At 70.8% G+C, this 23,558-nt stretch carries 22 protein-coding genes; 16 read left to right on the forward strand and 6 right to left on the reverse strand.

Annotation, left to right across the window (positions count from 1 at the left end):
* The first annotated feature begins 445 nt into the window (after nt 1-445).
* From mtrA to OUY22_RS05250, 6 genes are all read left to right on the forward strand, one after another.
* Nucleotides 446-1,123: an MtrAB system response regulator MtrA gene (mtrA, locus tag OUY22_RS05225; protein ID WP_043620615.1), complete on the forward strand. Its 678-nt coding sequence runs from the start codon at nt 446-448 to the stop codon at nt 1,121-1,123.
* Between the two features lie 18 nt (nt 1,124-1,141).
* A complete protein-coding gene (gene mtrB / locus OUY22_RS05230) occupies nt 1,142-2,878 on the forward strand; it encodes an MtrAB system histidine kinase MtrB (protein WP_270153600.1) in 1,737 nt (578 codons plus the stop codon).
* Nucleotides 2,865-4,625, forward strand: a complete 1,761-nt coding sequence (locus OUY22_RS05235) for an LpqB family beta-propeller domain-containing protein (protein ID WP_270153601.1) — start codon at nt 2,865-2,867, stop codon at nt 4,623-4,625. Before mtrB ends, OUY22_RS05235 begins: the two co-directional genes overlap by 14 nt.
* 84 nt (nt 4,626-4,709) lie before the next feature.
* Nucleotides 4,710-5,708 carry a ComF family protein gene (locus OUY22_RS05240; RefSeq protein WP_270153602.1) on the forward strand — a complete coding sequence of 333 codons (999 nt, stop codon included), beginning with the start codon at nt 4,710-4,712 and terminating at the stop codon, nt 5,706-5,708.
* A gap of 605 nt (nt 5,709-6,313) precedes the next feature.
* Nucleotides 6,314-6,976, forward strand: a complete 663-nt coding sequence (gene hpf / locus OUY22_RS05245) for a ribosome hibernation-promoting factor, HPF/YfiA family (protein ID WP_270153603.1) — start codon at nt 6,314-6,316, stop codon at nt 6,974-6,976.
* Nucleotides 6,977-7,150: 174 nt separating this feature from the next.
* Nucleotides 7,151-7,849, forward strand: a complete 699-nt coding sequence (locus tag OUY22_RS05250) for a response regulator (RefSeq protein ID WP_270153604.1) — start codon at nt 7,151-7,153, stop codon at nt 7,847-7,849.
* A gap of 53 nt (nt 7,850-7,902) precedes the next feature.
* On the opposite strand, the gene OUY22_RS05255 is transcribed toward OUY22_RS05250, so the two are convergent.
* Both OUY22_RS05255 and OUY22_RS05260 read right to left on the reverse strand, forming a co-directional pair.
* Complete coding sequence (locus OUY22_RS05255; RefSeq protein ID WP_270153605.1) at nt 7,903-9,111, reverse strand: winged helix-turn-helix domain-containing protein; 1,209 nt, start codon at nt 9,109-9,111, stop codon at nt 7,903-7,905.
* Nucleotides 9,112-9,280: 169 nt separating this feature from the next.
* Nucleotides 9,281-9,541, reverse strand: coding sequence for an HGxxPAAW family protein (locus OUY22_RS05260; protein ID WP_270153606.1), 261 nt, complete (start codon nt 9,539-9,541; stop codon nt 9,281-9,283).
* Between the two features lie 224 nt (nt 9,542-9,765).
* On the opposite strand from OUY22_RS05260, the gene secA reads away from it, so the two are divergent.
* The gene (secA, locus tag OUY22_RS05265; protein WP_270153607.1) at nt 9,766-12,561 is read left to right on the forward strand and encodes a preprotein translocase subunit SecA; all 2,796 of its coding nucleotides are present in this window, start codon (nt 9,766-9,768) and stop codon (nt 12,559-12,561) included.
* A 71-nt stretch (nt 12,562-12,632) separates the two neighbouring features.
* Here secA and OUY22_RS05270 read toward each other — a convergent pair whose 3' ends face one another.
* The 3 genes from OUY22_RS05270 to OUY22_RS05280 all read right to left on the reverse strand — a co-directional run bounded on the left by OUY22_RS05270 (nt 12,633) and on the right by OUY22_RS05280 (nt 15,292).
* On the reverse strand, nt 12,633-13,010 hold the full coding sequence (locus tag OUY22_RS05270; protein ID WP_270153608.1) for an Rv3235 family protein: 378 nt from the start codon (nt 13,008-13,010) through the stop codon (nt 12,633-12,635).
* Nucleotides 13,011-13,198: 188 nt separating this feature from the next.
* Nucleotides 13,199-14,527 carry a PTS transporter subunit EIIC gene (locus OUY22_RS05275; protein WP_270153609.1) on the reverse strand — a complete coding sequence of 443 codons (1,329 nt, stop codon included), beginning with the start codon at nt 14,525-14,527 and terminating at the stop codon, nt 13,199-13,201.
* Between the two features lie 24 nt (nt 14,528-14,551).
* Nucleotides 14,552-15,292, reverse strand: coding sequence for a GntR family transcriptional regulator (locus OUY22_RS05280; RefSeq protein ID WP_270153610.1), 741 nt, complete (start codon nt 15,290-15,292; stop codon nt 14,552-14,554).
* Between the two features lie 132 nt (nt 15,293-15,424).
* Between OUY22_RS05280 and OUY22_RS05285 the strand changes: the two genes are divergently transcribed.
* The 9 genes from OUY22_RS05285 to OUY22_RS05325 all read left to right on the forward strand — a co-directional run bounded on the left by OUY22_RS05285 (nt 15,425) and on the right by OUY22_RS05325 (nt 21,747).
* Nucleotides 15,425-16,447 (forward strand): SIS domain-containing protein, encoded by a 1,023-nt coding sequence (locus tag OUY22_RS05285; protein WP_270153652.1) that lies wholly within the window; start codon nt 15,425-15,427, stop codon nt 16,445-16,447.
* Nucleotides 16,448-16,509: 62 nt separating this feature from the next.
* The gene (locus tag OUY22_RS05290) at nt 16,510-16,746 is read left to right on the forward strand and encodes a glucose PTS transporter subunit EIIB (RefSeq protein ID WP_270153611.1); all 237 of its coding nucleotides are present in this window, start codon (nt 16,510-16,512) and stop codon (nt 16,744-16,746) included.
* Between the two features lie 12 nt (nt 16,747-16,758).
* Entirely contained in the window at nt 16,759-17,205 is a 447-nt protein-coding gene (locus tag OUY22_RS05295; RefSeq protein WP_270153612.1) for a PTS sugar transporter subunit IIA, read from the forward strand.
* Between the two features lie 44 nt (nt 17,206-17,249).
* The gene (locus tag OUY22_RS05300) at nt 17,250-17,510 is read left to right on the forward strand and encodes an HPr family phosphocarrier protein (RefSeq protein WP_270153613.1); all 261 of its coding nucleotides are present in this window, start codon (nt 17,250-17,252) and stop codon (nt 17,508-17,510) included.
* A gap of 210 nt (nt 17,511-17,720) precedes the next feature.
* Nucleotides 17,721-19,025 carry a beta-N-acetylhexosaminidase gene (nagZ, locus tag OUY22_RS05305; RefSeq protein WP_270153614.1) on the forward strand — a complete coding sequence of 435 codons (1,305 nt, stop codon included), beginning with the start codon at nt 17,721-17,723 and terminating at the stop codon, nt 19,023-19,025.
* Between the two features lie 90 nt (nt 19,026-19,115).
* A complete protein-coding gene (locus tag OUY22_RS05310; protein WP_270153615.1) occupies nt 19,116-19,760 on the forward strand; it encodes an HAD family hydrolase in 645 nt (214 codons plus the stop codon).
* A gap of 31 nt (nt 19,761-19,791) precedes the next feature.
* Nucleotides 19,792-20,304, forward strand: a complete 513-nt coding sequence (locus OUY22_RS05315; protein ID WP_270153616.1) for a DUF6912 family protein — start codon at nt 19,792-19,794, stop codon at nt 20,302-20,304.
* A gap of 17 nt (nt 20,305-20,321) precedes the next feature.
* Nucleotides 20,322-20,948, forward strand: coding sequence for an HAD family hydrolase (locus tag OUY22_RS05320; RefSeq protein ID WP_270153617.1), 627 nt, complete (start codon nt 20,322-20,324; stop codon nt 20,946-20,948).
* Nucleotides 20,949-21,039: 91 nt separating this feature from the next.
* On the forward strand, nt 21,040-21,747 hold the full coding sequence (locus OUY22_RS05325; RefSeq protein ID WP_270153653.1) for an HAD family hydrolase: 708 nt from the start codon (nt 21,040-21,042) through the stop codon (nt 21,745-21,747).
* 85 nt (nt 21,748-21,832) lie between these two features.
* Here OUY22_RS05325 and OUY22_RS05330 read toward each other — a convergent pair whose 3' ends face one another.
* The gene (locus tag OUY22_RS05330; protein WP_270153619.1) at nt 21,833-23,452 is read right to left on the reverse strand and encodes a penicillin-binding transpeptidase domain-containing protein; all 1,620 of its coding nucleotides are present in this window, start codon (nt 23,450-23,452) and stop codon (nt 21,833-21,835) included.
* Nucleotides 23,453-23,558 lie beyond the last annotated feature (106 nt).

Below are 23,558 nucleotides of genomic sequence, written 5' to 3' on the forward strand. Positions count from 1 at the left end.
GAGGGGGGAGAGGCGCGAAGGACGGTTGCCCGCCCTCCGGGGGTGCGAACGAAGGACCGGAGGGCTGCTGCTGCGCACCGCCGGGGGCGGTCCACGGCGACGCCGGAGGCGCGCCGTAGGGCGGGGGTTGCTCCGCGGCCCAGCCTGGAGGCCTCTCTGACGTGGGACCGTGACCGTCTGACATATCCCAATCCTGGCACGCTGGCCGGGTGGGTGGGGTCCAGCCCTGGACAAGACCGCGTCCCCGGGCACGCGGTCCCGCGTCGAGGATCTCTCCCAGGGTGGCCGAAAGACCTTCTGTTACCGCAGACTGAGGGGGAGCGGTCGTGGTGCGAGCCGGATGTCCGCCTTCCGCGGGACTCATGTCACACTCATGGGCCGGGCGGGGGTAACCTTCACCGACCGTGCAGGTATGTCCCAAAATGCGTAGAACGAATGAGGGGCCATGAAAGGTCGCGTGCTGGTCGTCGACGACGATGCCGCTCTCGCCGAGATGCTGGGCATCGTGTTGCGCGGAGAGGGCTTCGAACCATCCTTTGTCAGTGACGGCGACAAGGCGCTGGACGCGTTCCGTGACACGCGTCCCGATCTCGTCCTGCTCGACCTGATGCTGCCCGGCGCCGACGGCATCGACGTCGCCCGCCGGATCCGGGCGGAGTCCGGGGTGCCGATCGTCATGCTCACGGCCAAGAGCGACACCATCGACGTGGTGCTGGGGCTGGAGTCTGGCGCCGACGACTACATCGTCAAGCCGTTCAAGCCGAAGGAACTGGTGGCCCGGGTGCGGGCGCGACTGCGCCGCACCGACGAGCCCACCCCCGAGATCCTGCAGATCGGCGACATCACCATCGACGTGGCCGGCCACTCGGTCAAGCGCGGCGAGGAGACCATCAACCTCACGCCGCTCGAGTTCGACCTGCTCGTCGCACTGGCCCGCAAGCCGCGCCAGGTGTTCACCCGCGAGGTTTTGCTGGAGCAGGTCTGGGGCTACCGCCACGCGGCCGACACCCGCCTGGTCAACGTGCACGTGCAGCGCCTCCGCGCCAAGATCGAGAAGGACCCCGAGCACCCCGAGATCGTGGTGACGGTCCGCGGCGTGGGCTACAAGGCCGGCCCCGCCTAGCGTCCCGCCTCCCCCGCCATGCCCCCGGCCAAGACCAGACGTCCGCGCCGCCGGACGCTCCGCCAGATACTCGGCGGAGTCCGGCGGCGGGCTCGTCGTGCGGCGGGCAGGATCCGGCGGCTGTGGCGGCGCTCGCTCCAGCTCCAGGTCGTCACCAGCACCCTGGTGATCTCGGTGATCGTGGTCGTGGTGCTCGGCATCTTCCTCTCCGACCAGATCAACAACTCCGTCATCGAGCGCCGCCAGCAGTCCGCCGCGAGCGAGGCGGCCGCCGACCGGCTGCAGATCGCCGACGCGCTCATCCGGCGCGAGGACGACCAGGCCAAGCCCTCCGACTCCGGCAACAGCGTGCCGCCCGACCCGCTCGACGAGGTGATGGACACCATCATCGGCACCGGCAGGGACGGCTGGAAGAAGCGCTACGAGGTGCTGATCCTCAACGTCGACGAGCCGGGCAGGTCACGCGCGTCCGGCAACGTCAGCGAACAGAACATCCCCCTGGCCCTCCAGCAGATGCTGCGCCGCCAGGCGGAGAAGTTCATCGACAGGCCGCAGCGCTACACCGAGCCGATCAGCTTCCCCGGCGAGAGCCAGCCCCGGCAGACCCTCGTCATCGGCGCCATCCTCCACGTCAACGGCAGCTACGAGGTCTACCACTTCTTCCCGTTCGACGAAGAAGAGCAGATGCTGTCGAACGTCCGGCTGGCCATCGTCGTTGTCGGTTTCGGGCTCGTGCTGCTGCTCGCCGCGATCGCGTACCTGGTGGCCCGCCAGGTCGTCACGCCGGTCAGGCTGGCCCGCCAGGCGGCGGAGCGCCTGGCGGCGGGCAAGCTCGACGAGCGGCTCAAGGTACGCGGCGAGGACGACCTGGCCAGACTCGCGACCTCGTTCAACGAGATGGCCGCCAACCTGGCGCTGAAGATCCACCAGTTGGAGGAGCTGTCGCAGGTGCAGCGGCAGTTCGTCTCCGACGTCTCGCACGAGCTGCGCACCCCGCTCACCACCGTCCGCATGGCCGCCGACCTGCTGTACGACGCGCGCGAGGACTTCGAGCCGATGGCCTCCCGCTCCGCCGAGCTGATGCAGGCCCAGCTCGAACGGTTCGAGTCGATGCTGGCCGACCTGCTGGAGATCAGCCGGTACGACGCCGGCGCCGCCACCCTGGACCTCGACTCCGTCGACGTCCGCGACGTGGTGCTGCGGGCCATCGCCGACTCCGAGGCGCTGGCCGAACGCCACAGCACCCGCTTCGAGCTGCGGCTGCCCAACGAGCCGTGCATGGCCGAGATCGACAACCGCCGGGTCGAGCGCATCCTGCGCAACCTGCTGTTCAACGCCATCGAGCACGGCGAGGGCCGCGACGTCGTGGTCACCGTGGGCGCCGACAGGGACGCGGTGGCGGTCGCCGTGCGCGACCACGGCATCGGGCTCAAACCCGGCGAGGAGACGCTGGTCTTCGACCGGTTCTGGCGGGCCGACCCGTCGCGGGCCAGGACCATCGGCGGCACCGGTCTCGGCCTGGCCATCTCCCGCGAGGACGCGGTGCTGCACGGCGGCTGGCTGCAGGCGTGGGGCCAGCCGGGCGAAGGCTCGCAGTTCCGGCTCACCCTGCCCAGGAAGGCCGGCACCGGGCTCAAGGGCTCCCCGCTGTCGCTGGTGCCGCCCGAGATCGAGATGCGCCGCACCTGGCGCGGCCAGATGACGCCGGTGCTGCTGCCGGCCACCGGCGACGGGGGCGGGCATGACGAGGTCTAGGCGGCTCAGGGCCGCCGGCTTCGCGCTGGCGCTGTTCACGGCCGTCACCGGGTGCGCCGTCATCCCCGTGGGCGGGCCCTTCCCGGTGGACGAGGCGGGCAGCGGCGACTCGGTCACCGTGCCGTTCCAGCGGATGGTCGCCGTCGCGCCGCAGCCCGACTGGGGGCCGCAACAGGTCGTGGAGGGCCTGCTGGCCGCCATGGCCGCCTACCACGACGACCCTTCCGTCCTGCCCGGCTACCTCACCGAGGAGGCCAGGCGCGTCTGGAAACCCGACGGCGCGATCACCGTGATCGACAACTCGTTCCGGTTCGGCGAGCTCATCGAGGACAAGGAGAAGCGCGAGACCGTCATCACCGTCCAGGGCAACAAGATCGCGCAGATCAACGAGGACGACACGTACGTGCCGGTCAGCCGGTCCGACGACCCCAAGATGACTCGCCAGTTCACCCTGGTCAAGGACGCGAGCGGCGCCTACAGGGTCAACGGGCTGCAGCAGGGCCTCCTGCTCACCGACGCCGACGTGCGCCGCGCGTACCGGCCCACCAACCTCTACTACCTCAACGGCTCCTCCGGCGCCGACCCGCAGCCCGACCGGCTGGTCGTCGACCGGGTGCGGCTGCGCGTCGACCCCGACAAGAGCTTCGCCCAGACCATCATCGAACGCCTTGTCGAAGGGCCCACCAGCGCGCTGCAGGGCGCGGTCGGCAACGAGTTCCCCGACGGCGCCAGGGTGCGGTGGATCCGGTCCAGCGAGGACCGGGTGCTGATCAACATGGGCGGTCCGTTCAACCCGCTCTCCACCTTCACCCAAGGGTTCCAGGCCCAGCTCAGGGCCAGCCTGAGCAGCAACAACCTGGCCAACGGGCGCACGCTCGAAGTGCTCCTCGACGGCGAGCAGTTCTTCTCGTCGGGCCCGCTCACCGTGCCCGCCAACCTGCCGGAGAGCTGGCTGGGCAGCGAGGACAAACAGGTCTTCTACACCAGCGACGGCACCGTCTTCATCCTCGCCCCCGACGGCGAGGGCCACCCGGTGACCGGACCCGCCGGGCAGCCCAGCGAGGGCTACACCGGCTTCGCGATCTCCAAGGACCGCGACCGCATCGCCGCCAGGTCCGCCGCGGGCGGCATCTGGGTGACCCGTCACTCTCCCGACGGCCGCTGGCAGGAGTCCATCCCCGGCACCGACCTCACGGACCCGTCCTGGCACCGCGACGGCAGCCTGTGGACGTTCGACCGGCGCAACGACGCCGTCATCCGCTCCCACCCCGTCGTCGGGCGCGGCCCGGAACGCATCGCCGCCCCCGCGCTCCGCGGGCAGGACGTGACCTCCCTGCGGATGGCCAGGGACGGCGTCCGGGTCGCGGTCACGGTCGGCGACAGCGAGGTCCAGGTCGGCGCGCTCACGGGCGGCGGCGGCAACGCGATGCTCAGCAACTTCCAGACGCTGACGACGGTGTCCGGCGGCGACGAGATCGTCGACATCGCCTGGAGCGACGGCGGCCACCTGCTGGTCCTGGTCCAGACCAAGGCCGGCCAGTTCGTCAACGAGATCAACGTCGGCGACGGCGAGACCGCTCAGCTCCCGACCACCAGCAAACGGCTGAAGCGCCTGGCCGCGCTGGGCGACGCGATCCTGGCGACGACCGAGGAGAGCAACGAGATCCTCGAATACAGCCGCGACAAGCAGACCTGGACCCCCAAACCCGCCACCGCCGTCGACCACCCCCTCTTCACCCTCGGCTGACCACGGTCCAGCGCCTTCGGGCTGATGACCGAGGTGAACCAGGCGGACACGGAAAGTGTCGGTGGCGGGCGGCATTCTGGGGCGGTGTTCGCCGCTCTGCTCGATGCCGTCCTGCCGCAGCCGTGCCTGGGCTGCGGCGCCCCAGGGGGTCGCCTGTGCGATCACTGCCTGGCGCGCCTCGCCGATCCCGCCTGCCGCATGCCGAGTCCCGTCCCTGACGGGCTGCCCGCGTGCTGGTCCGCCTCGCCGTACGCGGGCGTCGCGCGCGTGGCGGTCATCGCCTACAAGGAGCGGGGCGAGGCGGCCCTGGCGGGGAGCCTGGCCGATCTCCTGGCCTTCACCCTCACCACCGCCCTGCGCCATCCTCATCTGGACGCTGAGGGCCTCGTGGGCGCCATCCAGGATGCGGGGGAGGACCATCCCGGGCGTCCCCGGCGGAGCACTCCGAGCGCGGGGGAGGACCGTCCCGCACATCCCCGGCGGAGCGCTCCGAGGGGCCCGGGGGAGGACCGTCCCGCACATCCCCGGCGGAGCGCTCCGAGGGGCCCGGGGGAGGGCCGTCCCGCGTGTCCCGGGCGGAGCGCTCCGAGGGCGTGCGGGCCGGCCGGGGTGACGGTGATCGTGGTGCCCGTGCCCAGCGGCCGGGCGGCGGTCAGGGGGAGGGGCCATGATCACATGGCCGCGCTGGCGGACCGGGTGGTGCGCCGTCTGCGCCGCCAAGGAGTTCCCGCCCTCCTCTGGCCCGCGCTGCGGCAGCGCCGGAAGGTGGCCGACCAGTCAGGGCTGAGCTCCGCCGACCGGGTGGCCAACCTGGCCGGCTCCTTCCTCGTACCACCAGACGCGATCCGCCTCCTGGACGACTCCACCCGCCCACGTCCTCCCGGCGGCCTCCCTCCGCCGGAAGCTCTCGTACGGGGCCGTTCCGGTGGCCGGGTGGTCATCGTGGACGACGTGGTCACGACCGGGGCCACGCTCGCCGACGCCGCGCGGGCCCTGCGGGAGGCGGGAGCGGCCGTGCCCCTGGCCGTCACCGTCGCCGCGACACGCCGAAGCTCACGAAATGGTCACGGTGACCGTGAGTGAGCAAGATCGTCTATGCCTTCTCCCTCCAGGGCTACATTTCCGTGCCAAGGAGAGGCCGATCAAGCAGCTCAGGGCCATGACATCTCTTCCCGTACAGGGCGGCGAGGGACCAATCCCGGCATCTGATCAGACCGTAACCCGGCGAGAAAATCACGGAAAGTGATCGTTTGAGGCTCGTCCCGGCTGACATTCGCCGCCGATCCGGATAGCGTCTGAACATGGCACCCGTTCGGGTCCGTGGTTGCGCAGAGCCGGAGCACCCGGCTCCGCTAGCCGATGCCAGCCGCAGGCGAAACGGCCCACGTAAGGCGACTTTTCGTCGACCGATCACGGTGCGGCTTAGGGGTAAGTCCTGCCTCCCCGGGGGTCCAGATGTCCCCCGTCAGGAGAGAAGGGCGGTAGTGGCATCAGAGCTGCGAAACCCTCAGCAGGCGGATGTGGGGTCGAAGACCAGGTCGGCCGGACGGGTGCCATCCGCGTTTCCGGTGACGAGGAGTCGGAAGAGGGTAAGCGTGACAGAAAGGCAGACCGGACTGGACCCCGCCCGGCACCTGGCAGGTCGTCGGGCGCTCTATCTCAGTCGTTAGGCGAAGGGGGGCTGTTGCATGGACATCATCGTCAAGGGCCGGCACACAGGAGTGAGTGATCGGTTCCGCGACCAGGTGACAACCAAGCTGGCCAGGATCGAGCGTCTGGACAACAAACTCATCCGAGTCGATGTGGAGGTGTCGAAGGAGCGCAACGTCCGGGCGGCCGACCAGCGAGAGCGGGTCGAGCTGACCATTCACACCCGCGGGCCCGCCATCCGCGCGGAGGCCTGCGCCGATGACCGGTTCGCCGCCCTCGACATCGCGATGGACAAGCTGGAAGGGCGCCTGCGCAGGCTCGCCGACCGGCGCAAGGTCCATCACGGCAACCACAAGCCCGCCTCGGTGGCGGAGTTCACGGCCGGGGTGCCCGACCTGGCCGCGCCCCTGCCCCAGCAGGCCGAGCCGGCCCGTGCGGAGGTCGAGTCCGAGGAGGACCGGCTGCCTGACGAGAAGCAGTACGACGACATCGTCCCCATCGAGATGGACGGCGACGGCCCTCTGATCGTCCGGGAGAAGTTCCACAAGGCAGAGCCCATGACCATCGACCAGGCCCTCCTCGAGATGGAGCTGGTCGGCCACGACTTCTATCTGTTCCGTGACAAGGAGAGCGGTCTTCCGTCCGTCGTCTACAACCGTCGTGGGTACAACTACGGCGTGCTGCGGCTCGTAGAGCCCTGACGGACCGCCAGAAAGATCTTCTCGGACCACCCGAGGACCGCGGCACACGTGCGATCATGGCGGTCCGACGGCTCTGGCCCCCCGACGAGGAGGAGACGTGAGCGAGCTCAGTCAGGCGAGGATGGGCGAGCGGATCGATGACACGACGGTCGCGAGGCGGATCAAGGAGGCCCTGTGACCGACTCCGGCGAGGCGCGCCCCTCCAGCGGCGAGCCGATCCGTGTGCTGATCGTGGACGATCACGAGCTGATCAGGCGCAGCCTGGCCCTGGCGCTGGCCGCGGAGCCTGACATCGAGGTGGTCGGGGAAGCGAGCGACGGGCAGGAGGCGGTCGAGCTGGCCGACCGCCTCATGCCCGACGTCGCGCTGATGGACGTGCGCATGCCGAGGCAGGACGGCATCGAGGCGACCAAGGGCATCAAGGCCTCGGTGCCGAGCACCCGCATCATCATGCTGACGGTGAGCGACGAGGAGGAGGACCTCTTCGAGGCGATCAAGGCAGGCGCGACCGGCTATCTGCTCAAGGACGTCCAGATCAACGACGTGCCGGCGGCCGTGCGGGGCGTCCACGAAGGTCAGTCGTTAATCAACCCGGCCATGGCGGCCAAGCTCATCAGCGAGTTCGCCAACATGAGCCGTAAGGGGACCGAGCGCCCGGCGCAGCTCCCGGTCCCGCGCCTGACCGACCGGGAGATGGAGGTCCTGCGGCTGGTCGCCAAGGGCATGAACAACCGGGAGATCGCCAAGCAGTTGTTCATCTCCGAGAACACCGTGAAGAACCACGTCCGCAACATCCTGGACAAACTGCAGCTGCACTCGCGCATGGAGGCCGTGGTGTACGCGGTCCGCGAGCGCATGCTGGAGATCACGTGACCCGGCTTCCCCCCGCCCGCCCCCACTGAGGACGGGCGGGGGCCGGCCGGGGCTCAAAGGGCGGGTGCCGTGTTGAGCGCGGCGGCGAGCTGAGGCGGGTCGGTGCGTTCGACGCGGACGGCGTCGCAGCCCACCCAGGCGGCGGCCGACCAGAGCGCCTCCCGCATCGCCTCCACCCATCGGGCGCTGGTCAGGCCCGGCTCCAGGCTGAGCTGCCTGGCCACCAGCGTGGTGCCCTCGCGGGCCGGGTCGACGCGGCCGATCAGACGGCCTCCGGCCAGCACCGGCATCGTGAAGTAGCCGTGCACCCGCTTGTGCTTGGGCACGTACAGCTCAAGTTGATAGGCGAAGCCGAAGACGCGCTCGGTGCGGCCGCGGTGCCAGATCAGCGAGTCGAACGGCGAGACCAGGGTCGTGCGGTGGCGGCCGCGCGGCTCGGACTCCAGCGCGGCCGGGTCGGCCCAGGCGTTGGGTCCGCCGCCGGCGCCGTTGCGTCCGGCCCTGGCGGCGGGCCAGCCGTGCACGCGCACCGGCGTCAGCCCGGCGGCGCCGCTCGCCAGGGCCTCGTCGAGCAGCGCGCTGGTGCGGCCCTGCAGCCGGAGGAAGTCGATCAGGTCGCCCCGGGTGGCGACGCCGAGTGACCGGCCGGCGATGGCCGCGAGCCGGGTGACGCACTCCTCGTCGGAGAGCTCCTGGGCCAGCAGCTCGGCGGGCACCACGCGCTCGGCGAGGTCGTAGACGCGGCGCCAGCCGACCCTGCGGGTGCAGACGACCTCGCCGATGTCGAGCAGCCACTCCAGGCCGATCTTGGAGTCGGACCAGTCCCACCACGGGCCGCCGTTCTTGGCGCCGCCCACGTCGGAGGTGGTCAGCGGGCCGCTCTCGCGCACCTGGTCGAGCAGCTTGCCGACGCTGTCGGGCACCTCGTGCCAGCGGAAGCGGCGCTCGCGGTAGGCGCGCCGCCGGAAGGCGAAGAGCGGCCAGTGCTCGATCGGCAGGATGCAGGCGGCGTGGCACCAGTATTCGAAGCTGCGGGCCGGCTCGTCCCAGTAGGCCCGCTCGACGGCGGGCCTGCCCACCGCGCCGAGCCGGGCGTAGGCGACGAGCTCGTGGGAGCGCGCGAGCACCGAGATGGTGTCGAGCTGGACCGCGCCGAGCCTGCGGAGCATGCCGTGAACCCCGCCGCGGCGGCCGTCGGAGCCGAGCAGACCCTGGGCCCGCAGGACCAGCCGGCGCGCCTCGTCGGGGGTCAGGTCAGTCATGTCTGCGATTCCGTACGGGGGAGCATGGCCGGAATGCTAGTCACGGCCACTGACAGAACGCCGGGGAATGAAGCGGCGGCGGGCCCGCGTTGAGAGGCTTAAGACCCGTCGCCGTCGAGGGTGTCTCGGAGGGGCCGCCTCGACGGGAGCCCCATACCCGAGGGATATGTCAGCGGTGGTCTTCGGCGTGCATGCCCGCGCGGGGCGCGTCGATCACCACGTCGGTGAAGATGTCGAAGACGAGGGCGAGGATGCCCCCCACCACGAACAGGCCGACGCCGATCCAGACGACCATCCAGTTGTCCATGGTCAGACCGAATCCGCCGACCGTGAACCCGATCAGCATCACCGTCACGGCCAGCCATGAGGACGCGCGGCCGCCGTGGCTTCCCAGGTTCTCGGTCTGCTCAGACTTCTGGCCTTCAACCATGACAAATCCCTCCTTGCCCGGATATCCCGGTTATCGGGGCGAACCGGTCTTTGACCGGCGTACCATCTGCCCTCACAACATTCTCCCAGACAAGTCCTGTGCCCTTGTCGGCACGGTGGCTGTGTCTGGTTGGAGAACGGCCTACGATGGCAGCGGGGAAGTTTGTCTCGGCCTCTCCTCTCGGCGGCGCCGCCGGGGTAGACCTGCGAGGAGCTTTACATAAAGTGGCAGCCATTCTCGACAAGATCCTACGTGCCGGCGAGGGCAAGACTCTGCGCAAGCTCAAGCGGATCGCAGATCAGGTCAACTCCATCGAGGACGACTTCACGAGCCTGTCCGACGCGGAGTTGCGCGCTCTGACGGAGGAATTCAAGCAGCGCCACGCCGATGGCGAGTCGCTCGACGATCTGCTTCCCGAGGCGTTCGCCACCGTGCGCGAGGCCGCGCGCCGCGTGCTCGGCCAGCGCCACTTCGATGTGCAGATCATGGGCGGCGCCAACCTCCACCTGGGCAACATCTCGGAGATGAAGACCGGTGAGGGCAAGACCCTGACCTGCACCCTGCCCGCCTACCTCAACGCGCTGTCGGGCAAGGGCGTGCACGTCGTCACGGTCAACGACTACCTCGCCAAGCGCGACGCCGAGAACATGGGCCGGGTCCACCGCTTCCTCGGCCTCGAGGTCGGCGTGATCCTGTCCGGCCAGACGCCCGACGACCGCCGCAAGCAGTACCTCGCCGACATCACGTACGGCACCAACAACGAGTTCGGCTTCGACTACCTGCGCGACAACATGGCGTGGGGCCTCGACGAGTGCGTGCAGCGCGGCCACAACTACGCCATCGTCGACGAGGTCGACTCGATCCTCATCGACGAGGCCAGGACTCCGCTGATCATCTCCGGCCCGGGCGAGCAGTCCGGGAAGTGGTACCAGGAGTTCGCCAAGATCGTCCCGCGGCTGCGCCGCGGCGTCGAGGCGAAGAACCCCGGCGAGGAGAGCACCGGCGACTACATCGTCGACGAGAAGAAGCGCACGGTCGGCATCCTCGAGTCCGGCGTGGAGAAGGTCGAGGACTGGCTCGGCATCGACAACCTCTACAAGCCCGAGCACACCCACCTCGTCGGCTTCCTGAACAACGCCCTGAAGGCCAAGGAGCTGTTCAAGAAGGACAAGGACTACATCGTCGCCGACGGCGAGGTGCTCATCGTCGACGAGTTCACCGGCCGCATCCTCCACGGCCGCCGCTACAACGAGGGCATGCACCAGGCCATCGAGGCCAAAGAGGGCGTGAAGATCAAGGACGAGAACCAGACCCTCGCCACGATCACCCTGCAGAACTACTTCCGCCTGTACGACAAGCTCGCCGGCATGACCGGCACCGCGACCACCGAGGCCAACGAGTTCCACCAGACCTACAAGCTCGGCGTGGTCCCGATCCCGACCAACCGGCCGATGGTCCGCAAGGACCAGCCCGACGTCGTCTACAAGACCGAGGACGCCAAGTTCAACGCGGTGGTCGACGACATCAAGGAGCGCCACGAGCACGGCCAGCCGGTTCTCGTCGGCACCACCTCGGTGGAGAAGTCCGAGCGGCTGTCCAAGGCGCTCAGGCGCCGCGGCGTCACCCACGAGGTGCTCAACGCCAAGAACCACGCGCGTGAGGCGTCGATCATCGCCGAGGCGGGCCGCAAGGGCGCCGTCACCGTCGCCACCAACATGGCCGGTCGAGGCACCGACATCATGCTCGGCGGCAACCCCGAGTTCCGCGCCGACGTGGAGCTGCGCCAGCGCGGCCTCGACCCGGTCGAGACCCCGGAGGAGTACGAGAAGGCCTACCCCGAGGCGCTGGAGAAGGCCAAGGCCGCGGTGAAGACCGAGCACGACGAGGTCACCGAGCTGGGCGGCCTCTACGTGCTGGGCACCGAGCGCCACGAGTCGCGCCGCATCGACAACCAGCTCCGCGGCCGTTCCGGCCGTCAGGGCGACCCCGGCGAGTCCCGCTTCTACCTGTCGCTCGGCGACGACCTGATGCGCCTGTTCAACGCGGCCAAGGTCGAGTTGATCATGAATCGCCTCAACATCCCCGAGGAGCAGCCGATCGAGTCGGGCATCGTCTCCAAGGCCATCGCCTCCGCCCAGCACCAGGTCGAGCAGCAGAACTTCGAGATCCGCAAGGAAGTTCTCAAGTACGACGAGGTGATGAACCGCCAGCGCAAGGTGATCTACGCCGAGCGCCGGCGCGTGCTGGAGGGCGCCGACCTGCACGACCAGGTCAGGGGCTTCATCGGCAACGTCATCGACGGCTACGTCGACGGCGCCACCTCCGACGGCTTCGCCGAGGAGTGGGACCTCGAGAAGCTGTGGAAGGCGTTCGCGGGCCTCTACCCCGTCTCGGTCAGTCTCGAAGACCTCATCGAGGAGGCCGGCGGCCAGGAGAACATCACCGACGACCTCATCAGGGAGCGCGTCAAGAACGACGCGCTGGAGGCGTACGCGAGGCGCGAGGAGGAGTGGGGCCCCGAGGCGACCCGCGACCTGGAGCGGCGCGTCATCCTGTCGGTCCTCGACCGCAAGTGGCGCGAGCACCTCTACGAGATGGACTATCTCCGTGAGGGCATCGGCATGCGGGCCTACGCGCAGAAGGACCCGCAGATCGAGTACCAGCGCGAAGGCTACGAGATGTTCAACGCGATGCTGGAGGGCATCAAGGAGGACTCCGTGGGCTTCCTGTTCAACCTGGAGGTGGAGGTTCAGGAGAACCCCATCGTCGAGGAGCAGGAGGACCCGATGCTGGCCGAGACGCGCTCCATCATCGCCCGCGGCCTGCGCGGTCCGGACCGTCCGGCGGAGCTGGAGTACACCGCTCCGGGCGAGCAGGGCGACGTGGAGCACACCCGCGTCCGCACCACCCAGGCCGAGCGCGCCGCCTACGGCAACGTCGAGCGCAACGCGCCGTGCCCGTGCGGCTCGGGCAAGAAGTACAAGCGCTGCCACGGCGACCCGAAGAACGCCAACAACTGACACGCGGCACCGAGACCCCCGCCCCGGCTCACCGGGCGGGGGTCTCGCCTTCCCGGGCCACGCGGGGGCGGTCAGGCGGTCTCGAAGTCCGTGCAGAGCCACTGGACGCCCCGGCGCTCCAGACGCAGGGCCAGCACGTGGTCGCGCTCGCCGCAGTGGACCAGGAGGCACATCTCCACCACGCCGTCGCGTGGCTCCTTGACGTGGGGGACGCCGACGAAGGGCGGGCGGCGGGTGTCGAGCATCCGGCCGGCCCGTACCAGCTCGCGGTGGGCCTGGTCGGTGAGGCGGTCGGCGACCGTCTCCGGGGGGCGGCGGCCGGAGAGGACCTCCGCGAGGGCCTGCCCGAGCTGGCGGAGCCGGCGCTCGTCGGGCAGGGCGCCCGGCGGTCCCCAGACGAGGGGCGTGTCGAGCGCGAGCGAGCCGTGGACCTCGGGAAAGGGCGACATCACGGGCCTCCGGGAGTTCGGGGGAGAGACGGTACTAAGAGATTCCGGTCACGCCCCGGGATACACGGCCCGCCAACTTCCCTGATCAGTGCCCCGGTTCGCGGGGGATGGAGGAGAAGATCACCACGACCTGGAGCGGTGGCGCCCCGCGACGCCCCGGGTTGCGGACCGGGGGACCGGCCGTGACGTCATGACCGAATCGGGGTGGCCTCGCCCGAGTCCACGTCGGGCTCCGGCTCGCGGCCGGGGGTCATGAAGTTCAGCCGCCGGATGAGGAAGCTGAACACGACGTAGTAGACCGCCCCGTACGCCACGCCGAGCAGCAGGATGCCGGGCACGTTCTGGGTGTTGGACTTGCCGACGTTGAGCAGCAGGTCGAGCAGCCCCGCCGAGAAACCGAAGCCGAGCTGCCCGCCGATCAGCGTGGTGAGCGCCATCGCCAGCCCGGTGAGCGCGGCGTGCACGGCCAGCAGCAGCGGTGCGACGAAGATGAACGCGAACTCGATCGGCTCGGTGATGCCGGTGACGAAGGAGGCCAGCGCCGCCGAGAGCATGATGCCGCCCACGGTGGCCCGCCGGTGCGGGGGCGCGGCCCGCCACATGGCGAGCGCGGCGGCGGGCAGCGCGAACATCATGACGGGGAAGAACCCGGCCATGAACTGGCCGGACTCCGGCGCGCCGCCGAAGTAGCAGTTCCAGTCGCCGCCGAGCGTCCGCCCGTCCACCTCGCAGGTCGGCACCACGTGCCAGACGATCGAGTTGACGAAGTGGTGCAGCCCCAGCGGGATGAGCAGCCGGTTGATCAGCCCGTACAGGCCGGTGCCGAGCGGCCCGAGCGTGGTCAGCGCCTCCCCGGCCTGTCCGATCCACTCGCCGAGGATCGGCCACACCCAGCCGATGAGCACGCCGAGCCCGAGCGCCACGAACGCGGCGAGGATGGGCACGAACCGCCGCCCGCCGAAGAACGCCAGCCATGACGGCAGCTTGATCCGGTGGAACCGCTGCCAGAGCATGGCGGTGACCAGCCCCATCAGGATGCCGCCGAGCACCTTGGTGGGGTTCTGCATGCCGTGGTTGATGATCTCGATGACGCCCTGGTCCTGGACCTCGCGCAGGGTCACGGTGTCGCGGATGGCCGAGCCGGCGAACATCACCTTGCTCACCCGGTCGAAGACGAGGTAGCCGACCACGGCGGCGAGAGCCGTGGTGCCGTCGGACTTGCGCGCGAAGCCGATGGCCACGCCCACCGCGAACAGCAGCGGGAGGTTCTCGAACAGGGCCTCGCCGGCCGCCGCCAGGACCGCGGCGACCTCGGTCATCCAGCCGAAGCCCGCCACGTCGGCCAGGCCGCCAGGCTCGGCGCCGTTGGACCCGAGCATGTCGGGCTGGCCGAAGCGGAGCAGCAGGGCGGCCACGGGGAGGGCGGCGATGGGCAGCATCAGGGAGCGGCCCAGCCTCTGGAGCACGGTCATCAGGCGCGAGAACGGCGAAGGCCGGTCGGCGGTGGTCTCGTTCACCGGGTGTTCCTCCGGGTCGGGCCCTCAACCCCGCTTTGCGGGCATTTCGAGTAGGGTGCGCAGCTGGTAGCGGTCCGCCCGGTAGGTGGACACGCCGAGTTCGGCGCAGACACCTCCGGAGAACGACCTGCGCTGGAGCAGCAGCACGGCGCCGCCGGGAGGCAGCTTGAGCAGGTCGGCGTCGCTCGGGTCGGCGATGCCGCCGTCGATGGTCAGCTCGCCCGCGTCCATGACCAGCCCGTAGCGGCTTTCCAGCAGCTCGTACAGGGATCTGCCGGTCAGGTCGTGATCGGCCAGGTCGGGGGCGAGCTTGACCGGGATGTGGGCGCGCTCGATGGAGAGCGGCTCGCCGTCGGCGGTGCGCAGCCGCTCGATGAAGTGGACCTCCTCGCCCGGCGCGATGCCGAGCTCCTTGGCCAGGTGGGCGCTGGCGCGCATGATCCGCCGGTCGAGGTCGCGCGAGCCGGGCACCATGCCGCGGGCCCGCATGTCCTCGGTGAACGACGTGAGCTGCAGCGACAGCTCGATCTTGGGCCGGGCGACGAACGTGCCCTTGCCCGGCACCCGGTGCAGGCGGCCCTCGGAGACCAGGTGGTCGACCGCCTGCCGCACCGTCATCCGCGACAGCCCGAAACGCTGGCACAGCTCGCGCTCCGACGGGATCGCGGCGCCGATGCTCAGCTCGTCGCTGTCGATCAGGTCCAGCAGGATCTCGCGAAGCTGGAAGTACTTGGGCACCGGGCTGTCCGGGTCGATGTGGGCCACGGGATCCTCCTCTCGATCGGGCCTGTCCAATGAGCTATGGTTCGTACTGGTCTAGTCCGGACTAGACCACAGGACGCGAAACAGGGTCAAGTCCGATGCCGACACGGAGGAACGATCGCCGAGATGACCAAGATGCGCAGCGAGATCGCCGAGCAGCCCGAGGCGCTGCGAGCCACCCTCGACTCCCTGCTGCCCAGGATCGACGAGGTGCGGGCGCTGGGCGAGCGGACCCGGCAGTTGCTGTTCATCGCGCGTGGCACCTCCGACAACGCCGCAGTCTACGGCCGCTACCTGGTGGAGGCGCACGCCGGGCGGCTCTCCTCCCTCGCCGCGCCGTCCATCGCCACGACCTACCGCCGCAAGCTGGACCTGGGGGGCGTGCTGGCCGTCGCGATCTCCCAGTCGGGCCGTACGGAGGAGATCGTCGAGACGCTGGCCTGGGCCAAGGACTGCGGGGCCGCCACCGTCGGCGTCACCAACGGCGGCCCCGACAGCCCGCTCGCCCAGGCGGCCGACCTGGCGCTGTGCACGGTCGCCGGGACGGAGGAGGCGGTCCCCGCCACCAAGACCTACACCACCCAGCTCGCCGCGCTGGCCGTGCTGGCGCTCGGGCTCGGCGCGGACGTGGACCGGAGCGACCTGCTGCGGGTGCCCGAGGCCGTGGAGAAGCTGATCGCCGAGCCGGGCGATCTGGAGGCCGTCGTGGCGGGGCTGGCCGACCGGCACGGCGTGGTCGTCTCCGGCCGCGGCCTGGCCTTCTCCACCGCGCTGGAGACCGCGCTCAAGCTCAAAGAGGCCTGCTACCTGCACGCCATGGGCCTGTCGTACGCCGACCTGCTGCACGGCCCGATCGCGGTGGTCGATCGGGACACCCCGGCGCTGCTCGTCGCGGCGGAGGACGGCCCGACCCTCCAGGGCACGGTGGCGCTGGCCGAGCGGGTCGTCTCGGCGGGCGCGGCGGCGTACACGATCGGCGGCGGCAGGGCGCTGGCCGCGGCGGGCACGGCCGCGCTGAACGGCCCGGACCTGCCCGAGTGGGTGGCCCCGATGGGACTCGTGATCCCCGGGCAACTGCTCACCGAGGCGCTCGCGAGGCGGCTGGGCATCGACCCGGACGCGCCGCGCGGCCTGAACAAGGTCACCCAGACGGACTGATCCCCGGGGCGACCCGTCGCCCCCTGAGTAGCCTGGTCACAGCCACGGACGAGGAGGGCCTGATGGCGGCGGACGTGAACGCGCTGATCGCCGGTCTGGGCGGAGTCGGCAACATCATCGACATCGAACCCTGCATCACCCGGCTGCGCACGGAGGTACGCGACGCGTCGAAGGTCGACCAGGCCGCGCTCCGGGCCGCGGGCGCCCACGGGGTGATGGCCGCGGGGAACGTGGTCCAGGTCGTGGTCGGGCCGGAGGCCGACACGATCGCCGGCGACATCGAGGATCTCATCGGCTAGAGGGCGAGACACATGACGACTGTCCTCGCCCCGGTGGAGGGGGCGGCGGTGGGGCTGGCCGCCGTGCCCGACCCGGTGTTCTCGGCCGGCATGGTGGGGCCGGGAACCGCGATCGACCCCTGCAGGGGGCCGGGCCAGGCCGTTGCCCCCATAACTGGAAAAATCGTGAAGTTGCACCCGCATGCCTATGTGATCGTGGGAGATGACGGCAGGGGCGTGCTGGTGCATCTGGGCATCGACACGGTTCAGCTCAGAGGGAGGGGATTCCGACTGCTCGCGACGGAAGGCGACAGGGTCAACGCCGGCCAGCCGGTCGTGGCCTGGGATCCCGCCGAGATCGAGGCGGGCGGCCGCTCGCCCGTCTGCCCGGTCGTCGCGCTGGACGCGCTCGACGGCGCCGTCACCCCCCTCGCCGAGGGCGCGGTGCGGGCCGGCGACGCGCTGTTCCGATGGACGTGAGGAAGGGTCCGGCCGGTCTGGACCAGAGAAGAGAAGGAGGTCCCATGGGGGAGCGGACGGCGACGGTGGCCGCGGAGGTGGGGCTGCACGCCCGCCCGGCGGCCACGTTCGTGCAGACGGCGATGAAGGCTCCGATGGACATCACGGTGGCGCGGTCGACGGGCGGTGACCCGGTCAACGGCAAGAGCATCCTGCAGATCATGGCGCTCGACGTCCGCAAGGGCGAGCAGATCGTCATCAGGGCCGAGGGCGAGGGCTCGGAGGAGATCCTCGACGCGCTCGCGACCATCGCCTCGACGCCCTGACCCGCCGTAACCGGCCCTGAGCAGCCCGCCCCGACCGGCCCGTCCCGACCGGCCCGTCCCGACCGGCCCGTCCCGACCGGCCCGTCCCGACCGGCCCGTCCCGACCGCCCGCCGTTCCCCGAGAGCCGAGCGGGCGGCCGGAGGGGCCGGCGGGTTCGCGGAGCGGGAAAAGGGGACGGCACATCCTCCGGTCATGGATAGCGTGGGACCATGCTTCGACGGATCGGTACGGCAGGTCTCCTGACGGCGTCACTCGCGGCGTGCGGTTTCGCGGCGGACGGCGCCCCCGCCGCGAGACCGCCCGCGTCCCAGGCGAGCCCCACCGCCGAGCCGGTCCCCTCCGGCACCCCCGCCACCGGCGGCGTCAGCACCACCGCCCCGGCCGGTGACCCGGTCAGGCGGACGCTGGCGCGGATGAGCGTGCGCGAGAAGGTCGGCCAGCTGTTCATGCCGGTCGTCCACGGCACCGCCGCCGACACCGTCTCCGGCGAGAACCAGGCCCGCTACGGCGCGCAGACCCCTGCGAAGGTCGTCGCCAAGTACCATCTGGGCGGCGTCATCCTGTTCCCCGGCAACGTCAAGAGCGTCGGGCAGGTGGTCGGGCTGACCAACGGCCTGCAGAAGTCCTCGGACGTCCCGCTCCTGATCGGCACCGACCAGGAGAACGGCCTGGTGTCGCGGATGTCGGCGGTGATGACCCGCTTCCCCGGCGCGGCCGAGATCGGCGCCACCGGCAGGCCCGCGCTGGCGCGCGACGTCGCCAGGGCGACCGGCGCCGAGCTGCGCGCGATGGGCGTGAACCTCGACTTCGCCCCGGTGGCCGACGTCAACGTGGACCCGCGCAACCCGGTCATCGGCAAACGCGCGTACGGCGACAAGCCCGACCAGGTGGCCAAGATGGTCGGCGCGGCCGTCAAGGGCTTCGACGCCGCGGGCGTGGCGGCCACCGCCAAGCACTTCCCCGGGCACGGCGACACCCGGGTCGACAGCCACACCGGCCTGCCGGTCGTCAAGCACACCAGGGCCGAGTGGGAGCGCCTGGACGCGCCGCCGTTCAGGGCCGCCATCGACGCCGGGGTGGACGCGATCATGACGGCGCACATCGTGTTCCCCAAGCTGGACCCGTCGGGCGATCCGGCCACGCTGTCCAAGCCGATCCTGACCGGGCTGCTGCGCAAGGAGCTCGGCTTCAAGGGCGTCATCTCCACCGACGCGCTCAACATGGCCGGGGCTCGGGTCAAGTACGACGACGGCGAGGTCGCGGTCCGCGCCGTGCTGGCCGGCGCCGACCTGCTGCTGATGCCCAACGACCTGCCGAAGCAGTATCAGGCGGTGCTGAAGGCGGTCGAGTCCGGCCGCGTCTCCGAGGCCCGGCTGGACCAGTCGGTCACCCGGCTCCTCACCCTCAAGAAGAACCGCGGCCTGCTCGGCAAGGCGCCCGTCGTCTCGGCCGCGAAGGCCGCCGAGGTGGTCCGCTCGGCCGAGCACCGGAGGCTGGCGGCCCGCGTGCGCTGAGGCCGTTCCGGCGATCCGTTATGGGGCGCTCGGTGGCGAAAATTTCCCTTGTGCGACGCTCTACCCTGGAACCTGATCTAAGGAGGCAACGTGGTCACCGGGGTGCTGATCGACTGGGGCGGGGTGCTCACCACCAGCATGACCGACTCCATCGCCAAGTGGATCATCGCTGACCGCATCGACGGCGATCACTACCGGAAGGTCATGCGCCAACTCGTCGACGCCGCCTACAACGGCGACGGGGAGACCCTGATCCACGCCCTGGAGCGGGGCGAGATCGACGGCACCGCGTTCGAGCACGACCTGGCGGCCCGGCTGCTCACCCTCGACGGCGTCCCGCCCGCGCCCGAGGGCCTGCTGGCCCGCATGTTCGCCGGTTTCGAACGCGTCGAGGCCATGTACGACATGCTGCGCGTGGTGCGCGGGCACGGCGTCAAGACCTGCCTGCTGTCCAACTCCTGGTCCAACACCTACGAGCGCGACGGCTGGGACGAGGTCTTCGACGCGGTCGTCATCTCCGGCGAGGTCGGCATGCGCAAGCCCGAGCCGCGCATCTTCCACCACGCGCTCGGCCTGATCGGCCAGCCGGGCGAGTCGTGCGTGTTCATCGACGACATCGAGGCCAACATCCTGGCCGCCCGCGCGCTCGGCATGGCCGGGATCCACCACCGCGACGCGGACACGACCATCGGCGAACTCGAGTCTCTCCTCCGGCTCCCGTTGCGACGGGCATGATGGTGCCCGTGCAAGCTGCGAAAGGTTCCTGATGCGCGTCTACCTGCCGTCCACCCTGCCGGCGCTGGCCAGGATGGTCGAGGACGGCGAGCTGGGCCCCGCCCCGCTGACCGGCTACGCGGTGACGCCCGCGCTGATCGAGTGGTACGCCTCCGGCGACACCGAGGAGCTCGAGTACGTCGCACTCACCGAGGCCGCCCGCGCCTCCCTGCGCCTGCTCGCCGCGGCGACGGGGGAGGCGGAGCCCGCCGGGGGAGGCCGCCGCGTCGTGGTGGCCGCCGAGGTGGCCGACCACGCCGTCCAGGCGAGCGCCGACCTGGGGGAGAAGGGCAGGGTGCGGGTCGCCGAGCCGGTCCCGCTGGCCAAGGTGGCGGCGGTGCACGTCGACGACGAGTACGCGGTCGCGGACGTCACGGCGGCCGTCGCCGCCCTGCCCGCCGCCGACAAGGGCGACGACGACGCCCGCTTCGTCGTCGACGGCGCCGAGGCCCACGAGCTGATGTGGTACGCGACCCAGGAGATTCCCGATCTTCTCGGCTCCTGACTAGTCTGGTACGCGACATGACACAACACATCGTGTGGGACTGGAACGGCACGCTCTTCCACGACATCGACGCCGTGGTCGGAGCCACCAACGAGGTCTTCAAGCCGTACGAGCTTCCCCCGCTCACCGCAGACGCCTTCCGCGCCGTCTACACCAGGCCCATCTGGGTCGCGTACGAACGCCTGCTGGGCAGGCCGCTGACCGAGGGCGAGTGGGAGCTGCTCGACCACGGCTTCCACGACGCCTACTACAGGCTGGCCGACGTCTGCGGGCTGGCCGTGGACGCGGAGCTGGCGCTGACCACGTGGGACGGCACGCAGTCGCTCTGCTCGATGGCGCCGCACTCGCACCTGGTGCCGAAGGTCGACTCGTTCGGCATCACCCGCCACTTCGCCCGGGTCGACGGGCTCGTCGGCGTGACCGGCGGGGAGAAGGCGCTCCACATGGAGGCCCACATCCTCTCGCTCGGCGTGCGCCCGCGCGACGTGCTGGTGATCGGCGACAGCGTCGACGACGGGGTGGCGGCCGCTCACGTGGGCGCCCGCGCCGTGCTCTACACCGGCGGCATGTCGACCAGGGCGGAGCTGGAGCGGACCGGCTTCCCGGTCGTCGACACGCTCGCCGAAGCGCTCGGCCATGCCTGATCCGACCGGTTCGTCCGGCCGGCCCGCCCGCCAGGTTGCTCCTGAGTAACCTGGCGGGGTTCGGTTACAGGAGGCTGCCATCAACCGCTTGGTGCTGTGGAACGTCGACCTGACGCTGGTCGACGTGGGGATCGTGACCAGGGACGCCTACGCCGAGGCGTTCCGCGCCGTGACGGGGCGTCCGCTGGTCAAGCTGGTGCCGGCGATGGGCCGGCCCGACTCCGAGATCATTTTCGAGACGCTGGCCGTCAACGGCGTCGTCGCCGACGACGACCACCTGCCGCGCTTCCTCGACGCGCTGGCCGCCGCCTTCGCCGACCGGCGCAGGAGGCTGGCCAAGGAGGGCCGGATGATGGCCGGGGCCAGGGACGCGCTCCGGTCCGTGGCCCGGCTCGACGGCGTCGTCCAGACGGTGCTGACCGGCACGATCAAGAGCAACGCGGTGCTCAAGCTCCAGGCGTTCAAGCTCGACAGGTACGTCGACTTCGAGCTGGGCGGCTACGGCGAGGAGCCCTATCCGAAGGCCGGCCTGCTGCAGGTGGCCCAGGGGAGGGCCAAGGCGCGCCTGGGCGTGCCGTTCACCTCGGCCAACACGGTGGTGATCGGCGACTCGGCGCGTGACGTGCAGGCGGCGCGGATCGGCGGCGCCGGGATGATCGCGGTGGCCTCGGGGCGTTCGACGGCGACGGAGCTGCGCCAGGCCGGGGCCGACCTCGTGCTCCCCGACCTGTCGGACGCCGCCGAGGTGGTGGCGGCGGTGACCGCGCTCACCACCCCGGCCGACCGCAAGGCCGGCTGACCGCGCTCACCGCCCCGGCCGCAAGGCGGGCTGACCCCGCCACCCCCGGCGCCGGCCCGCGCGTCACCCGCGCGGTGGGCGCCGATCAGGACAGGTCGCGCAGGAAACGGGCCGCGATCGGGGCGGCCACCTCGGAGCCCGCGCCGCCGCCTTCCACCACGACGGCGAAGGCCAGGTCGCCCCGGTAGCCGATGAACCACGCGTGCGAGGGCGGCTCCGCGCCTGAACCGTACTCGGCGGTCCCGGTCTTGCCGGCGGAGCCGGGCGGGAAGCGCACGGCGTGCGCGGTGCCGTCGGTGACGACGGCGGGCATGAGGTCGCGCAGCGCGGCCACCACGCCCTCCTCCAGCGGCCGGGGTCGCAGCGTGCGGTCGGGCACCTGGTCCTCCGGCACCAGCCGGGGCGGACGCCAGGCGCCGTCGGCGATGGCGGCGGCCACCGACGCCATGTTGAGCGGGCTGGCCAGCACCCTGCCCTGCCCGATGGAGGCCGAGGCGAGGTCGGTGGCGTCCTTGGGAGCGGGGAACTCGGCCTTGACCGCCGGCACCCCAGGGGTGATCTTCTCGCCGAAGCCGAAGGTCCGCGCCACCTCCGTCAGGCGCTCGGCGCCCAGCACCGACACCGTCAGGTCGCCGAACGTGGTGTTGCATGAGTGCGCGAACGCGTCGCGGAACGACAGCGTGCCGAAGTCCTTGAACCCGGCGTTGTGGAACGGGAAGCCGCCGATGTTCTGCTCGGCCGGGCAGGACACGTCCGCGTCCGGCTCGGTCCCGCCGGCGACGAGGGCGGCGGCGGTCACCACCTTGAACGTGGAGCCGGGCGGGTACTTGCCGAGCAGCGCCCGGTTGAACCCGCCCGGCTTGTTGACCGCGGCCAGGATCTCCCCCGTGGAGGGCCGCAGCGCCACCAGCGCGGCGGGCTTGTCCACGTCCTCCAGCGCCGCCGCGCCGGCCGCGTGCACCTTCAGGTCGACCGTGGTGCGCACCGGCTCCTTCTCCCGCGTCCCCGACAGGGTTCTGAGCAGCCTGCCGCCCTCGTACAGCTGGACGTGGTGGGCCGCGCTTCCGGAGAACCGGTCGGGGTAGGTCTCGCGCAGTCCCGCGACGAGCTGCTGCACCGAGCCGGGCGTGTCCGGCGTGTCGACGCGGGTGCCGTCGGCCGCGAGGACCGGTGTCGGATCGGCCTCGACCCGCGCCACCCGGATCGACCGCTTCCCGGTCAGCTCGGGGTGGAGGGCGGCCGGGCTCCAGTCGATCTTCCAGGTGCGGTCACGCTCGACGACCTTCAGTTCGCTCTCGTACGTCCAGTCGGCCGCGCCCTGCACGGTGGCTTGGAAGGAGACCGCGCCGGTGTCCGCGGCGCTCGCGGCGAAGACGCCGCCGGACACGTGCCGCCGCGCCGTGAGGTGCTCGGCCTTGAGGTCGGCGAGGAAGCGCCGGTGGCGCCGTTCGAAGTCGGCGGGCGGGTCGGCGACCAGCTCCCGCATCGCCGCGTGGTCGCCGCGGCTCCACGCGCCGAGGTAGGCGTCGGCCACCTCCTCCGGCGAGCCGGTGGTGCGCAGCGCCCAGACGGCCCCCGCCGCCAGCACCACGATCGCCGCCCCGGCCCACGGCCATCGGCGTCGCCTGCGCCGCGGCGGAGCCTGCCGTGGCGGAGCCTGCCGTGGCGGAGCCTCCGGCCGCAGATAGGCGTATGTGTCCGCCACATGATCTGCCCCCTGATGTGAACCCATGCGTCAGACCACAGCAGAGTGCGACACACCCTGTCCAATACTGATATATCGCTTTGACCAGTATAAATCTGGATATAGT

Source organism: Nonomuraea corallina (genome assembly GCF_027620315.1).
GTDB lineage: Bacteria > Actinomycetota > Actinomycetes > Streptosporangiales > Streptosporangiaceae > Nonomuraea > Nonomuraea corallina.

Coding starts and splice junctions, on each gene's coding strand:
- mtrA (WP_043620615.1), top strand. CDS start 446: ATGAAAGGTCGCGTGCTGGTCGTCGACGACGATGCCGCTCTCGCCGAG.
- mtrB (WP_270153600.1), top strand. CDS start 1,142: ATGCCCCCGGCCAAGACCAGACGTCCGCGCCGCCGGACGCTCCGCCAG.
- OUY22_RS05235 (WP_270153601.1), top strand. CDS start 2,865: ATGACGAGGTCTAGGCGGCTCAGGGCCGCCGGCTTCGCGCTGGCGCTG.
- hpf (WP_270153603.1), top strand. CDS start 6,314: ATGGACATCATCGTCAAGGGCCGGCACACAGGAGTGAGTGATCGGTTC.
- OUY22_RS05255 (WP_270153605.1), bottom strand. CDS start 9,111: ATGACTGACCTGACCCCCGACGAGGCGCGCCGGCTGGTCCTGCGGGCC.
- OUY22_RS05260 (WP_270153606.1), bottom strand. CDS start 9,541: ATGGTTGAAGGCCAGAAGTCTGAGCAGACCGAGAACCTGGGAAGCCAC.
- OUY22_RS05270 (WP_270153608.1), bottom strand. CDS start 13,010: ATGTCGCCCTTTCCCGAGGTCCACGGCTCGCTCGCGCTCGACACGCCC.
- OUY22_RS05285 (WP_270153652.1), top strand. CDS start 15,425: ATGCGCAGCGAGATCGCCGAGCAGCCCGAGGCGCTGCGAGCCACCCTC.
- OUY22_RS05290 (WP_270153611.1), top strand. CDS start 16,510: ATGGCGGCGGACGTGAACGCGCTGATCGCCGGTCTGGGCGGAGTCGGC.
- OUY22_RS05295 (WP_270153612.1), top strand. CDS start 16,759: ATGACGACTGTCCTCGCCCCGGTGGAGGGGGCGGCGGTGGGGCTGGCC.
- OUY22_RS05300 (WP_270153613.1), top strand. CDS start 17,250: ATGGGGGAGCGGACGGCGACGGTGGCCGCGGAGGTGGGGCTGCACGCC.
- nagZ (WP_270153614.1), top strand. CDS start 17,721: ATGCTTCGACGGATCGGTACGGCAGGTCTCCTGACGGCGTCACTCGCG.
- OUY22_RS05315 (WP_270153616.1), top strand. CDS start 19,792: ATGCGCGTCTACCTGCCGTCCACCCTGCCGGCGCTGGCCAGGATGGTC.
- OUY22_RS05320 (WP_270153617.1), top strand. CDS start 20,322: ATGACACAACACATCGTGTGGGACTGGAACGGCACGCTCTTCCACGAC.